Raw genomic sequence first — 13,683 nt, 5'->3', positions numbered from 1 at the left:
ATCAGTCCCTTTCCAGAAGTACGACGGGGTGAACCGACAGCAGATGGGCGAGCGGGATCCTGCCGGTGTGCTCGGCACCGGAGAGCAGGTCCCGCCAGGTCCCGTGCGGCAGGGTGAGCGTGCTGCTCCCCCAGCCGCCGCAACGCTCCAGGCCGACCGGCAGCCGGGTGGCCACCGTCACCGCCCGATCCCCCCGGGCGAAGGCGATCGCGTGCTCTCCGGCCTCGATCGGGACGTACGGCGCCTCGGGGTCCAGCCTCCGCCGCAGATCCAGCGCCCGGCTGGTGACCGCCAGCTTGGCCTCGTCCCATGACAGGCCCTCCGTGGCGGGACTCGGGTGCTCCTGCTCCGGGTGGGCCCGGCTCGCGTGCGCCTGCGCCGCCGAGAGCATCCGGCGGCGCAGCGGGAAGTCGACAGGACGGCGGTTGTCCGGGTCGACCAGGGAGAAGTCGGTGATCTCGTTGCCCCAGTAGAGGTCGGGCACGCCGGGCAGCATGAGCTGGACGAGCTTCTGGCCCAGCGAGTTGGACCTGGCATACGGCTCGATCCTCGCGGCGAACTCCTCGACCGAGGCGCCGCACTCCTCGATGGCCCGGGTGACGAAGTCGCGGATGCCGCGCTCGTAGGCCGGGTCGGGGGTGGCCCAGGAGATCGAGGTCTTGGCCTCGCGGGCCGCCTTGAACAGGTAGTCGAAGAACCTGTCGGGACCGATCGGCCAGGAGGCCATCAGATTCTGCCAGGCCAGGTAGTCCAGGGCCGGGTCGAAGGAGACCTTCGAGGACCACTCGCCGACCGCCGCCGCCCACTCTCCCGGAAGCTCGGACAGCACGGCCAGCCGGGCCCGTACGTCCTCTGAGCGCTTGGTGTCGTGGGTGGACAGCGTCGTCATCGTGCCCGGCGACATCCGCCGGCAGAACGCGTGGAACTCCTCGACCGGCTCGCCGAACCTGTCGGGCTCGCCGCCCACCTCGTTCAGGCAGGCCAGCGGGTACCAGCGGTAGAGGGCGGTGTCCTCCACCCCCTTGGCCATCACCGGACCGCAGGTCTGCTGGAAGCGGGTGATCGCCTCGGCGGGCCCGGCCAGCACCCGCCGGACGACCTCCGCCACCGGAGCGCCCTCGGGCAGCCGCCCCGCGGCGACCCGTCCGGCCTCCTCGACGATCTCGGCCGAGATCTCGGGCACCGGCTCGCCCGGCACCGCGTAGGCCCGGTAGACCGGCATCGCGGCGAGCAGCTCCACCAGCGTCCGGCGGTCGGAGCCGACGACGGCGTGCAACCTGTCGATCTCCGAGCCGAAGAACAGGCTCAGCACCTCCGCCTTGGACTCCCGGACGACCGCGGCGTAGCTGGAGGGCATGCCGGTCTGCCGGGTGAACAGCTCCACCAGCGGCTCCCTCCCCGACGGGTCGACGAACAGCCCGGTGATCCGGTTGAGCACCTCGTAGCCGGTGGTGCCGTCGCACTCCCAGTCCGCGGGCAACCGCTCGGAGCCGATCAGGATCTTCTCCGCAACGGTCCACACGCCCGAGACGGCGCGCAGCCGCGACAGGTAGCCGCGCGGCTCGGCGAGCCCGTCGGGGTGATCCACCCGCAGCCCCTTGATGATCCCCTCCTGGACGAGCGAGAGGATGACGGCGTGCGTGGCGTCGAACACCTCCGGGTCCTCCACCCGCAACCCGATCAGCGAGGACACGTCGAAGAACCGGCGGTAGCCGGGTCCGCGCCGCCAGTCGACCAGCCGGTAGTTCGCGTCGGGCAGCGGGAAGACATGGTCGTGGTAGCGCAGCACGTCGCCGTCGACCACCGCCTCCCCCGAGTCGCCGAGCACCGGCATGTTCACCCTGCCGTCGCCACCGGACCAGTCGATGTCGAACCAGGGCGCGTACGGTGACTTCCGCCCTTCCTTGAGCACCGACCACAGCTGCGCGTTGCCCGACTCGGGCACCGGGACCGTCATGTGGTTGGGCACGATGTCGACGACGATGCCGATCCCGTGCTGGGCGAGCGTATCCGACATCCGCCGCAGGCCCTCGATGCCGCCGAACTCCTCGCGGACGCGCGAGTGATCGGTCACGTCGTAGCCGTGCCGCGACTCCGGCACGGCCTGCAGGATCGGCGACAGGTAGACGTGGCTCACCCCCAGGTCCCGCAGGTACGGGGCCAGCTCGGCCGCCTTGTCGAACCCGAAGTCGGGGGTCAGCTGGAGCCGGTAGGTCGAGACCGGCACCTCGTACGAGCCGGGCGACGGCGGGGGCTCGGGCACCTCCTCGGGGAGCTCCACCGGATCCGGCACGTCCTCGCCGAACAGTGCCCCGGATTCCAGCAGGATCTCGTCGTGGGCGACCTGCTGCGGGATCACACCGGGCGCCGGCTCTCGCGGTACGACACCGGGCACGGGCTCGGGCGGGACCACGCCGGGCGCGGGCTCCAGGGGAGCGGGCACGGGCTCGGGCGTGGGCTGCTTGACGGGCTCAGACACGGCGCAACACCCGCACCGAGCGGCCGACCACCGGCACGCTCTCTCCGGCCCGGCAGACCCGGCTGTCAACCATGATCGGCATCGCCGTGTCGATCTCGGTCAGCCACATCTCACCGTAGTCCTTCGGAAGGGTGAACTTGATGACGTCGTGGTGGGCGTTGAACAGCAGCAGGAACGAGTCGTCGACGATCTGCCGCCCCCTGCGGTCGGGCTCGGTGATGGCCTCACCGTTCAGGAAGACGGCCAGCGACCTGGCGTAGCCAACGTTCCAGTCGGCATCGGTCATCTTCTCCCCTCTCGGAGTGAGCCAGGCGATGTCGCTGAGGTTCTCCTCCGAACCGCGTACGGGCCGCCCGTAGAAGAACCTACGCCGCCGGAAGACCGGGTGGTCGGCGCGGAGCTTGGCCAGCCGCCGGGTGAACTCGAGCAGCAGCCAGTTCTCCCTGACGTCGGACCAGTCGACCCAGCTCAGTTCGTTGTCCTGGCAGTACCCGTTGTTGTTGCCCCGCTGGGTACGGCCCAACTCGTCACCGTGGGAAATCATCGGAACGCCCTGGGACAGGAAAAGAGTGGTCAGGAAGTTGCGCTTCTGCTGCTCGCGCAGGGACTCGACGGCCAGCGAGGCGGGCCCTTCCTCACCGCAGTTCCAGGAGCGGTTGTCGTCGGTGCCGTCCCGGTTGTCCTCGCCGTTGGCCTCGTTGTGCTTGCCGTTGTAGGAGACGAGATCCTGCAGGGTGAACCCGTCGTGGCAGGTGACGAAGTTGATGGAGGCGGCGGGGCGTCGGCTGTCGTCCTGGTAGAGGTCGCTGGAGCCGGTCAGCCTGGAGGCGAACTCGGGCAGCGAGGCGGGCTCACCCCGCCACAGGTCGCGGATCGTGTCGCGGTACATGCCGTTCCACTCGGTCCACCTGGCGGGGAAGTTGCCCACCTGGTAGCCGCCGGGGCCGAGGTCCCACGGCTCGGCGATCAGCTTGACCTGCGACAGCACCGGGTCCTGCTGGACCAGGTCGAAGAAGGCGCTCAGCCGGTCGACCTCGTGCAGTTCCCGCGCCAGCGTCGCGGCCAGGTCGAACCTGAAACCGTCCACGTGCATCTCGATGACCCAGTAGCGGAGCGAATCCATGATCATTTGAAGCACGTGCGGGGAGCGCATGAACAGGCTGTTGCCGGTGCCCGTGGTGTCCAGGTAGTAGCGCTTGTCGTCGTCGACCAGGCGGTAGTAGTCGGTGTTGTCGATGCCCCGCATGCTCAGCGTCGGGCCCAGGTGGTTGCCCTCGGCCGTGTGGTTGTAGACCACGTCGAGGATGACCTCGATGTTCGCCTCGTGCAGGGCCTTGACCATGGCCTTGAACTCCAGTACCTGCCCGCCGCGCTGCCCGGTGCTGGAGTAGGCGTTGTGCGGGGCGAAGAACCCGATGCTGTTGTAGCCCCAGTAGTTCGTCAGCCCCCGATCGGCGAGGACGTGGTCGGTGACGAACTGGTGTACCGGCATGAGCTCGATCGCCGTCACCCCGAGGGCGGTCAGGTGATCGATGATCTCCGGATGCCCGATCGCCGCGTAGGTGCCGCGGATCCGCTCGGGGATCTTCGGATGATTGATCGTCAGACCCTTGACGTGCGCCTCGTAGATCACCGTGTTGTGGTACGGCGTGCTCGGCGGCCGATCGTGCCCCCACCCGAAGAACGGATTGATCACGATGGAGTGCGGCATGAACGGGGCCGAGTCGTCGTCGTTACGGCTCTCCGGATCACCGAAGCGGTAGCCGTACACCGCCTCGTCCCAGTTCACCTCCCCCTCGATCGCCTTGGCGTACGGGTCGAGCAGGAGCTTGGCCGGATTGCACCGCTGCCCCCTCCGCGGATCGTACGGGCCGTGCACGCGGTAGCCGTACCGCTGTCCCGGACCGACGCCGGGCAGGTATCCGTGCCAGACGAAACCCTCGCATTCGGTGAAGTTGACCCGCGTCTCCTGGTTCTCCTCGTCGAACAGGCACAGCTCGACGCGTTCGGCGACCTCGGTGAAAAGCGCGAAGTTGGTCCCCGCGCCGTCGTAGGTGGCCCCGAGAGGATAGGGATCACCCGGCCAGATCTCGATCATTACACCGCCCTTCAGCGGTGAACAAATATGCCCTGTTTCAGCCGGGACATGCGCACATTTTCACTCCTGTAACAGTGATCTCGGAGTTACCCGGCGGTATGCGGCGACGAGCCCGGGTCAGGTCGGCCGAAGCGCACCGGCCAGCGCGCGGAGCGCGGGTTCGTACACGCGCAGCCCCGCCGCTGCGGCGAACGCCTCCGCCGCCCGCAGATGGGCCCCGGCCCGCTCCTCGTCACCGTCGAGCAGGGCCAGCCGGGCCAGGCACAGGTCGGTCAGCGACCAGCCCAGCAGCCGGCCCGTGTTCGGGGCGAGCCTGCGGTACAGGACCTTCCCCGCGGCCTCGTCGCCGAGCGCCGCGCAGATCTCACTGACGGCGTCCGGTACGAACCGGTAGGCCAGCTCGGGGCCGAGTGCCGCGAAGCCGTCGCGGGCGAGTTCGGCGAAGGCCTCCCGCGCCTCGTCCGTCCTGCCCAGGTCGATCAGGGCCAGGCAGCGCAGGATCCGCCAGGGGCTCTGCCCTGGGCGGTGGGCGAGCATCTCACCGGACAGCGCGAGCGCCTCGCCCGCCTCGCCCGCCGCCCGCAGGGAGAGGAAGCGGAACGTCTCCCGCCGCAGCAGCGCGTCGCCCCGGCCCAGCGCCCCCTCCGGGTGTGCCGTGCCGGACGCGTCGGCCTCGGCGAGCGCGTCGGCGAACCGTCCGGCCAGGTAGGCGTGGACCGCGCGCTGCCAGGCGGCCAGGCTGACCATCGAGGGGAGCCTGAGCCTTTCCGCGCTCTCCCGCAGCCAGGCCAGCGACTCCGCGGCCGGCCCGGCGGCGCCCTGGGCGTTCAGCTCGACGTACTCGCTCTCCCTGCCGATCCACTCGGTGGCCAGGTCGCCGGTGCGGCGGCCGATGTCCACGATCTCGGCGACGACCGCCCGCCGGTGGTCGTGGTCGTGGCCGGAGCGCAGCAGGATCTCCAGGGCGATCAGCGTCCTGGACAGGGTCTGGTCCTCCCCGGTGCGTCGGGCCAGCCGCACCGCCTCCTCCGCCATCTGCACACTCTGCTCGACGGGCCGCAGGGTGGAGCCGGTCAGCGCGGCGGCGGCGAGCAGCTGGGCCCGCCACGGCGAGTCCCCGGCGAGGTCGGAGGCGAGCACCCGGTCGATGCGCCCGGCCAGCCTGTCGATGCCGGTCATCTCCTCGTACATGGCCAGATAGATCGGGTTGGAGAACCCCAGCACCGCCCTGGCCAGCCGGTTGTCGTCGCCGAGCTCCTCGGCGAGCTGCGCGGTGGCCTCCAGTGAGGCGCGGGCCGCGCCGCTCATCCCCGCGGCCGCCTGCGCCTCGGCCAGGTCCAGCAGGAGGTCGCAGCGGAGCCCGTTGTCGGGCCCGGGCAGCCAGTCGATCATCGCGATCGCCCGTTCCAGGCTTTCCGCCGCGTCCTCGTGGGCGAACTGCGCGGTCGCCTGGGCCGCCGCGCGCCGGGTGTAGCCGATGGCCCTGCCCGCCATCGCGGGGGTCAGCAGGCCCTCTCGGTAGTGGTGGGCGATCTCGGTCAGCCGCGTCCCGTTCCGCTCCTCAAGCACCTCGGCGATCCGTGCGTGCAGTCTCCTGCGACGCAGCGGCGGCAGCGCCTCACGCAGCACGTCACGGACGATGTCGTGCACGAACCGGCAGCTCGGCCCCTCCCCCTCGACCAGCAGCCGGGCCCCCACGGCGGCGTCGACGATGTCGAGCACCCGCCCCTCGGGCAGCTCCGCCACGCGCGTCAGGATGTCGGTCGCCGCCTCTCTGCCCAGCAGCGCCGCGACGGTCAGCACCTCCTCGGTGTCGGGCGGCAGGTGGGCCATCCGGCCGCGCACCACGTCCGAGAGCGCCTCGGGGGTCTCCCCCAGCTGCAGCACCTCGCCCAGGAAGAACGGGTTGCCCGCGGTCAGCCTGCCCATCTCCGCCGCCCGGCCGGGGTCGGCGCCGGCCCGTCCCAGATACTCGCGGATCTCCTCATCTGCCAGGCCGCGCAGCAGGAGCCGCCGCACGTGCGGCAGCCGGCGCAGCACGCCGAGGGTGTGCTCCAGCGGCTCGCCGGGGCGTACGTCGGTGTCGCGGTACGTGGCCACGACCGTCAGCTCCGGGCAGAGCCGGGTGGAGGCCAGGAACTCCAGCAGCCGCAGCGACGAGGTGTCCGCCCACTGGAGGTCGTCGAGGACCACCAGCACCCGGCCGTGCTCGTTCAGCAGCCGGGCGAACGCCTCGTACAACGCAAACCGCCCAGACTGCCCTCTTTGCCCCGCTTGCCCGGTTCGCTCGGCCCACCCTTCCGTCCCGATCCGCCCGATCTGCCCGCCTCCGGCCTGCCCGGCTCCGCTCCCGGTCCCGGTCCCGCCTTCGATCTGCCCGGTTTCGGTCCCTGCTCCGGTCCCGGTTCCGGCTCTGGCGAGTTGCGCCAGTTCGCCATCCCTGCCGACCAGGTCCTGCACCGCCTGCGTCCAGGGCCAGTAGGGTGGCGCGCCGGTGCCGTCCCAGCAACGGCCCCATACCACCCGCCGGCCCCGCGCCCGCGCGACGTCGGCCGCGTGCTCGGCGAGGCTGGTCTTGCCGATGCCAGGCTCCCCGGCGAGCAGCACCACCCGGTGCCCGTCCCCGGAGACCGCCCGCGCCAGCACCCCTGCCTCCGCCCCCCGGCCCACCAGTCCGGTGCCTTTCTCCTGCCCGGCCGGCTCCGCCGCCGCTTCCCCGGCACCCGTCGTCTCCGCCGTACCGGCCTTCTCCGCCGTATTGGCCGCCTCCGTATTGGCCGCCTCCGTCACGGCGGCCGTCTTCCCCGCGTCGGCCGCACCCGCCGCCGCGCCCACCTCCGCCGTACGCCTGGGCCTCAGCTCGGGATCCTGGCCGAGAATGCGCCGCTCCATCTCCCTCGACCAGGGGTCGGGGTCCAGTCCAAGATCCTCCATCAGCACCCGGCGCCCCTCGGCGAGCAGGCCGAGCGCGTCCGCCTGCCGTCCCGCCTGGTAGAGCGCGTGGGCGGCGAGCGCCCGCAGCCGCTCCCTGAACGGATGGGCACCGACCAGCTTGGCCAGCCCGGCCGTCACCGACGCCCCCCGGCCGAGCGCGAGCTCCGCCTCGGCCAGGTCCTCCTCGATCGTCAGTCGCAGCTCGACCAGGTGCGCGCTCTCCTCCGCCGCCCAGGAGGAGCCCGGGAGATCCTCAAGCGGGTCCCCGCTCCACTCCCCCAGGGCCAGCCGCAGCTCCCGCACCGCCCCCTCGTGGTCACCCGCCGCGCCCAGGCTCCTGCCCCCGGCCACGTGTCCCCGTACCCTGCCCAGGTCGATCGCGGTTTCGGGGACGTCCAGGACATATCCTCCCGGCCTGCTGGTCAGGACCTTCGGGGGCACCTCCCTCGGCCTGCCCGGCTCGAAGACACGGCGGAGCTTGGAGACGTACGCCTGCACGGTGTTGAGCGCCCCCGGAGGGGGATCGCCCTCCCAGAGCGCGTCGATCATCCGGTTCGGCCCAACCGGCCGCGGGGCCGAAAGGACGCACATGGCCAGCACCAGCCGCTGCTGATAGGGGCCGATGTCCACCGCCACCCCACCATCGGCGATCACCCCGACCGGGCCAAGCACACGAAAATCCATCCGGCCACCTCGCTCGCGAACTGCGCCGATAGTAACCTTTCGTACCACCTGTCCCGTCCAACTCGTGACGGCGCCGAGGCGTGCATCCCCGCATATCCTCAACCGGACGCGTTAACCTCCGTCCAGACCACCCATCAGGGGCCCTGGTGGACTGCCGGAAAAACAACGGAGCTCTGGTCGCCGCCCTCCCCGGGCAGCGGCCCTTCTTTACGAGTAGAGGACATGAGGAAATGGGTGGATTCAAGAAGTTCCTACTGAGAGGGAACCTCGTCGAGCTGGCCGTGGCGGTCGTGGTCGGGGCGACCTTCAGCGGGCTGGTGCAGGCTCTGGTCAAGGACCTCATCACGCCGTTGATCGGGGCGATCACCGGCGGCCGGGAACCAGACTTCTCGGAGTACGTGTTCACGGTCAACGGCGCCCAGTTCATGTACGGCGACTTCATCAACCACCTGCTGAGCTTCCTGATCATCGCCGCGGTCATCTACTGGCTCGTCGTGATGCCGATGACCCGGCTGATCGGCTTCTTCGACCGGGACAAGGAGGCCACCGAGAAGCAGTGCCCGGAGTGCCTCAGCGACATCCCGATCGCCGCCAGGCGCTGCGCGTTCTGCACCGCGGTGCTGTCGCAGGTCCCCCTCGCCGACCAGCCCTCGGCGTAGGTGCCCTCTCCTCCAGCGCTGTACGACCGGCTACGGCGAGGCCAAGCGCAAGGCGGTGTTAGCTCGGCGTAGGTGCCCTCTCCTTCAGGGCTGTACGACCTTCCGGTCCGCCGGAAGAATCCTTCGGAGGACAATGGGGGCGTGAGCTTCGAACTGGCCGTCTGGCACGAGCCCAAGCCGATCACCAGGGAACACGCGGAGGACGTCTTCCAGACGTTCCGCCACGGGAAGTCGCATGGCGTGAGCCTTCGCCCCGAAGAGCCGGGCGCCTCCCTCTCCGGGGAGCAGGAGCCCGCGGAGACCCACCCGGGGGTGGTGGCGTTCGTCGAGCGGCTTCCCGAGGCCGAGCCGCTCTCCGCGGACTTCGCCCTGGTCACCGTGGACCTGGAACGGGCCGACGAGGTGGCGGCCGAGGTCTTCGCCCTGGCCGCCGAGTGCGGGCTGGTCTGCTACGACCCACAGCGCGGCCTGGTGCACAACCTGTCTCCGCGTGGCGTCTATCCCACCATGGAGATGCGTACCGGCGACGGGATGATCGTGGTCGCCCCTGATCTGGGGCTCATCTCCGACGCGCTCGCCACCATGTCCCCGCAGAACCCGTTCACGGCGCTGGTCGTCTTCGGCGAGCACTTCGTCCAGAGTTCCCCGGAGATCTCGGGCTACGAACTGGAGTACAAGGACAGCGTCCGGGACCGGATGTTCCGCACTCACATTCCCGACCTGGAGGCGGTTCAGACCGCTTTCATCGAGTACGCCACTGGAGAGCGCGCCTTTCTGGAGCGTCACGACTGGCGTCTAGTCTGACTTTTCCGGGTGCGGATTGTTTGCGGTTGTTCGCTGTGCCCGCTGCGGTGGGCGGGTGTTCCGGCCGGCCGTCTCAGTTACCGTCTGGTGATTTCGGCCTCCGGCCTGCTCGGGCGCGGGTGGTTGCGGGCTCTTTTTACGCCGGCCGGAACACCCGCCCACCTCCGCTGCACGTGCTTCGGCCGTACGGCGTGCAGGCCGTAGCCGCTCGCTTTCCGGCCGCCCAGATAACGCACCGTCGCTGAAGCGTCGCTTGAGGATCGTCCGGAGCTGGTCACCGTAGCTGAAGCGCGACCGCATGACCCAGTCCAGGGCCGGGCGCCGTAAATCGTGCTACCGCTGTTTTCTCCCCTGCCTCTACCTCTCCTCGGCTGTTTTCCAACCTCAGCCTGGGCTGTTTTCTTTTCAGTGGCATTCGCCCATTGCGGCGTGCGTCTGGGCGGGGGACATGGGTGGGGCGGGGAGGGGGTGGGCAGCGGTGGCGCGTAGGCCGTCGAGGGTCAGGGCGAGGTGCCGCCGCCAGACTCCGGGAGCGACGCGGAACGTCGCGCGTACGGTCGCCGCGACCCCCCAGATCACGAACGCCATGTCGGCCAGCGTGACATCGTCCCGCAGGGTGCCCGACTCCTGGGTGCGCTCGATGATCTGCTGCATCAGCGCGTATCCCGTGTCCGTGCCAGCTGTTCCTCCGCGTATGGCGAGGTCGTTGTAGCCAAGGTCGGCCGCCTGTAGCTCGCACACGCCGGTGATGAACGCGACGAATCCCTCCCAGGCGTCGTCCATCGCGAGCGACCGCTCGGCCAGCTCGGCGACGGTCGCCACCCGGTCCTCGAATACCGCTTCCACCAGCTCGGTACGCGTGGGGAAGCGGTTGTACAGCGTCCCGATGCTCACCCCCGCCGTACGCGCGATCTCTTCGAGCGGCACGTCGAGTCCCCGGTCGGCGAAGAGGCTCCTGGCCGCCCGCAGGAGGCGCTCACGGTTGTGGAGGGCGTCCTTGCGCATGCTCGAAAGCCTAGCTAAGTTGAGGTGAATCTCAACTTGAGGAAGGCCTCAACTTATGCGGCGGACGATCGTGATCACCGGCGGCACGGACGGCATCGGCAAGGCCCTCACCCGGCACTACGCCGAGCAGGGCGACCTGGTCATCGCCGTGGGCAGCGGCGAGGTGGGCGGGCGGCGCCTGCGGGAGGAGGCACCCGCGGCCCGCTTCGTCCAGGCGGATCTCAGTTCCATCAGGCAGACACGCGACCTGATCCGGGAGCTCCGTGACGAGCATCCGGTGATCGATGCACTGGTGCTCGGGGCCTTCAGGTACAACCCGACGAGGATCGAGACACCGGAGGGCTTCGAGCACACCTTCGCCCTGTACGTGATCAACCGCTGGCTCATGGCCGAGGGCCTGCGCGAATCACTGGAAAAGGCGCGAACACCTGTGATCGTCAATCTGTGCGGGGTCGGGGGCATCCCCGCGGGAAAGATCCACTGGAATGATCCGCAACTGACCGAGGGGTATCGGCCTTTCAGAGCGACCATGCAGGGCGCCAGGGCCGTCGAGTTGCTGGGCATGGCCTACGCCGGCGAGCGGACGAGCTACGTGCTCTACAACCCGCTGTTCGTGGCGACAGGGATGTTCAAACCCTTCCGGCAACCGGTACGCGGCCTCGTCCGGCTGATGTCGGCGATGTTCGCTCAACCGGCGGCCAGGGCGGTACCCCCGATCGCCGCCCTCATCGACCGTCCGCCGACCGGCCCGCTCACCGCCTACCGGAAGGGCAGGCCCGTCGAGCTCACCATGGATCGCGACCTGGCGCTGAGATTCGAGAAGACCCTCCACACGATGGCATCGTCACCCCCCGAATGATCCAGACATTCCGGATTCTCGACCTCCCCACAATCGGCTACCGGTAGCCGTTCGGCGACGGCCCAACCTTGGACTGGTTACGGCGCCCGGCCCTGGACTGGGTCATGCAGGCGCGCTTCAGCTACGGTGATCGGCCCTGATCGGCTCCTCAAGGGACGCTTCAGCGACGGCGCGTACCCAGGCGGCCGGAAAGCGAGCGGCTACGGCCTGCACGCCCTACGGCCAGAGCACGTGCAGCGGAGGTGGGCGGGTGTTCCGGCCGGCGTAAAAAGAGCCCGCAACCACCCGCGCCCGAGCAGGCCGGAGGCCGAAATCACCAGACGGTAACTGAGACGGCCGGCCGGAACACCCGCCCACCGCAGCGGGCACGGCGAACAACCCGCACAGCGGGCACGGCGAACAACCCGGGTACGGCTCTCAGGGAAAAGGGCCGTACCCGAGCCGGTCAGCCGCGGGTGTCGGCAAGCAGGGCGTTCAGCACCAGGTCAGGGTGGTCGCGCATGACGCCGCGCATCCGCCACTCGTCGGTGAACAGCGCCAGCAGGGCCCTGTCCAGCGAGCGGGCGAAGACCTCCACCCCACGCTGGCGGGCCAGGATCGGCGCCGACTCGGCGTCGGTGAGCCTGGCGATGCCGAAGTCGAGCCGGTCCATCAGGATCTCGGTGTTGAACTCGGTGGCCATCCGGTGCTTGACCACGTCGAACTGCATCGGGCCCACCGCGGCGAGCACCGGCGACTGGTCGCCTCTGACGTCGGAGCGAAGCACCTGGACCACGCCCTCGGCGTCGAGCTGCTCGATGCCCTTGCGGAACTGCTTGGAACGGCTGGAGTCGCGGACCCTGGCCGTGGAGAAGTGCTCGGGGGCGAAGCTCGGGATCTTCGGGAACTCGACGGGCGAGCCGTCGTACAGCGTGTCGCCGGGACGCAGGGCGCTGGCGTTCACCAGTCCGACCACGTCGCCGGGGTAGGCCTCGTCGATCGTGGCGCGTTCCTGGCCGAAGACCGACTGGGCGTACTTGGTGGCGAACGGGCGGGCGGTGGCCGCGTGGACGAGCACCATGCCGCGCTCGAACCTGCCGGAGCAGACCCGGACGAAGGCGATCCGGTCGCGGTGCGAGGGGTCCATGTTGGCCTGCACCTTGAAGACCAGGCCGGAGAACGGCTCCTCCAGCGGGCGCGGGTCGTCGTCGACGTCCGGGCGGGGCGCGGGGGCGGGGGCGATGTCGACCATGGCGTCCAGCAGCCGGCCGACGCCGAAGTTGGACAGCGCGGCCCCGAACAGCACCGGGGTGGACTCGTGCGCCTCGAAGGTCTTCTGGTCGTGGTCGGCGCCGATCGCGGAGAGCAGGTCGATCTCGTCCTTGGCCCGCTCCCAGTCGCCGCCCAGCTCGGTCAGGGCCTGCTCGGCGTTCAGGTCGGTCTCGATGGCCTTGGTGGCACCGCCGGGGGTGCGGGTGTAGCGGACGATCCGGTCGGCGGCGCGGTCGGCCACCCCGTGGAAGAAGCCGCCGGTGCCGATCGGCCAGGTGATCGGCGTGGGCTTCAGGCCGGTCTTCTCCTCGATCTCGTCCAGCAGTTCCAGGGCCTCGCGGCCCGGCCGGTCCCACTTGTTGACGAACGTGATGACGGGGATGCGGCGGTGCCGGCAGACCTCGAACAACTTCAGCGTCTGCGGCTCCATGCCCTTGGCCGCGTCGAGCAGCATGACCGCGCAGTCGACGGCGGCCAGCACCCGGTAGGTGTCCTCGGAGAAGTCCGCGTGACCCGGGGTGTCGACCAGGTTGAACATGTGGCCGCGGTATTCGAACCTGAGCGCGGCGGAGGTGATGGAGATGCCCCTGGCCTTCTCCATCTCCATCCAGTCGGAGGTCACCCCGCGCCGCCCGGACTTGCCGTGCACCGCGCCCGCCTGGCTGATCGCGGAGGCGTGCAGCGCCAGCGCCTCGGTCATGGTCGACTTGCCCGCGTCGGGGTGGCTGATCACCGCGAACGTGCGGCGACGTGCCGCCTCCTGCATGATCGCGGTCATTCCTGATCTCCTAGCGGTGCGTAAAGTGGGGGACTACGGGCACAGTGCGGAGGCACTGAGGAGGCGCTGAGTGGCCACTGAAACAGCTTACGCGCCACCACCGCTGTCAACAGATGTGGCAACACTTCCCCA

The 13,683-nt window shown here is 69.8% G+C and carries 8 protein-coding genes; 3 read left to right on the top strand and 5 right to left on the bottom strand.

Annotation, left to right across the window (positions count from 1 at the left end):
* Position 1 precedes the first annotated feature (1 nt).
* From treY to OG884_RS24140, 3 genes are all read right to left on the bottom strand, one after another.
* Positions 2-2,479 (bottom strand): malto-oligosyltrehalose synthase, encoded by a 2,478-nt coding sequence (gene treY, locus OG884_RS24150; RefSeq protein WP_326636437.1) that lies wholly within the window; start codon positions 2,477-2,479, stop codon positions 2-4.
* Entirely contained in the window at positions 2,472-4,577 is a 2,106-nt protein-coding gene (glgX, locus tag OG884_RS24145) for a glycogen debranching protein GlgX (protein ID WP_326636434.1), read from the bottom strand. Before glgX ends, treY begins: the two co-directional genes overlap by 8 nt.
* 117 nt (positions 4,578-4,694) lie before the next feature.
* Positions 4,695-8,195 carry a BTAD domain-containing putative transcriptional regulator gene (locus OG884_RS24140; RefSeq protein ID WP_326636432.1) on the bottom strand — a complete coding sequence of 1,167 codons (3,501 nt, stop codon included), beginning with the start codon at positions 8,193-8,195 and terminating at the stop codon, positions 4,695-4,697.
* A gap of 230 nt (positions 8,196-8,425) precedes the next feature.
* Between OG884_RS24140 and mscL the strand changes: the two genes are divergently transcribed.
* Positions 8,426-8,854: a large conductance mechanosensitive channel protein MscL gene (gene mscL, locus OG884_RS24135; protein ID WP_326636430.1), complete on the top strand. Its 429-nt coding sequence runs from the start codon at positions 8,426-8,428 to the stop codon at positions 8,852-8,854.
* A 141-nt stretch (positions 8,855-8,995) separates the two neighbouring features.
* Positions 8,996-9,658 carry a hypothetical protein gene (locus tag OG884_RS24130; protein WP_326636428.1) on the top strand — a complete coding sequence of 221 codons (663 nt, stop codon included), beginning with the start codon at positions 8,996-8,998 and terminating at the stop codon, positions 9,656-9,658.
* A 405-nt stretch (positions 9,659-10,063) separates the two neighbouring features.
* Here the strand turns inward: OG884_RS24130 and OG884_RS24125 are convergent, their stop codons facing one another.
* Positions 10,064-10,663, bottom strand: coding sequence for a TetR/AcrR family transcriptional regulator (locus OG884_RS24125; protein WP_326636426.1), 600 nt, complete (start codon positions 10,661-10,663; stop codon positions 10,064-10,066).
* Between the two features lie 55 nt (positions 10,664-10,718).
* Here OG884_RS24125 and OG884_RS24120 point away from each other — a divergent pair, with 55 nt between their 5' ends.
* Positions 10,719-11,522, top strand: coding sequence for an SDR family NAD(P)-dependent oxidoreductase (locus OG884_RS24120; RefSeq protein WP_326636424.1), 804 nt, complete (start codon positions 10,719-10,721; stop codon positions 11,520-11,522).
* Positions 11,523-11,967: 445 nt separating this feature from the next.
* Here the strand turns inward: OG884_RS24120 and OG884_RS24115 are convergent, their stop codons facing one another.
* Positions 11,968-13,551, bottom strand: a complete 1,584-nt coding sequence (locus OG884_RS24115) for a peptide chain release factor 3 (protein WP_326636422.1) — start codon at positions 13,549-13,551, stop codon at positions 11,968-11,970.
* Positions 13,552-13,683: the final 132 nt, after the last annotated feature.

The organism is Streptosporangium sp. NBC_01755, assembly GCF_035917995.1.
Classification (GTDB): Bacteria; Actinomycetota; Actinomycetes; order Streptosporangiales; family Streptosporangiaceae; genus Streptosporangium.
Note: the sequence above shows the minus strand (reverse complement) of the source record. Positions and strands in the feature narration are given on the sequence as shown.

Bases quoted from the DNA above. Each gene is read 5' to 3' on its own strand.
- mscL (WP_326636430.1), top strand. From the start codon at position 8,426: ATGGGTGGATTCAAGAAGTTCCTACTGAGAGGGAACCTCGTCGAGCTG.
- OG884_RS24120 (WP_326636424.1), top strand. From the start codon at position 10,719: ATGCGGCGGACGATCGTGATCACCGGCGGCACGGACGGCATCGGCAAG.
- OG884_RS24140 (WP_326636432.1), bottom strand. From the start codon at position 8,195: ATGGATTTTCGTGTGCTTGGCCCGGTCGGGGTGATCGCCGATGGTGGG.
- OG884_RS24125 (WP_326636426.1), bottom strand. From the start codon at position 10,663: ATGCGCAAGGACGCCCTCCACAACCGTGAGCGCCTCCTGCGGGCGGCC.
- glgX (WP_326636434.1), bottom strand. From the start codon at position 4,577: ATGATCGAGATCTGGCCGGGTGATCCCTATCCTCTCGGGGCCACCTAC.
- OG884_RS24115 (WP_326636422.1), bottom strand. From the start codon at position 13,551: ATGACCGCGATCATGCAGGAGGCGGCACGTCGCCGCACGTTCGCGGTG.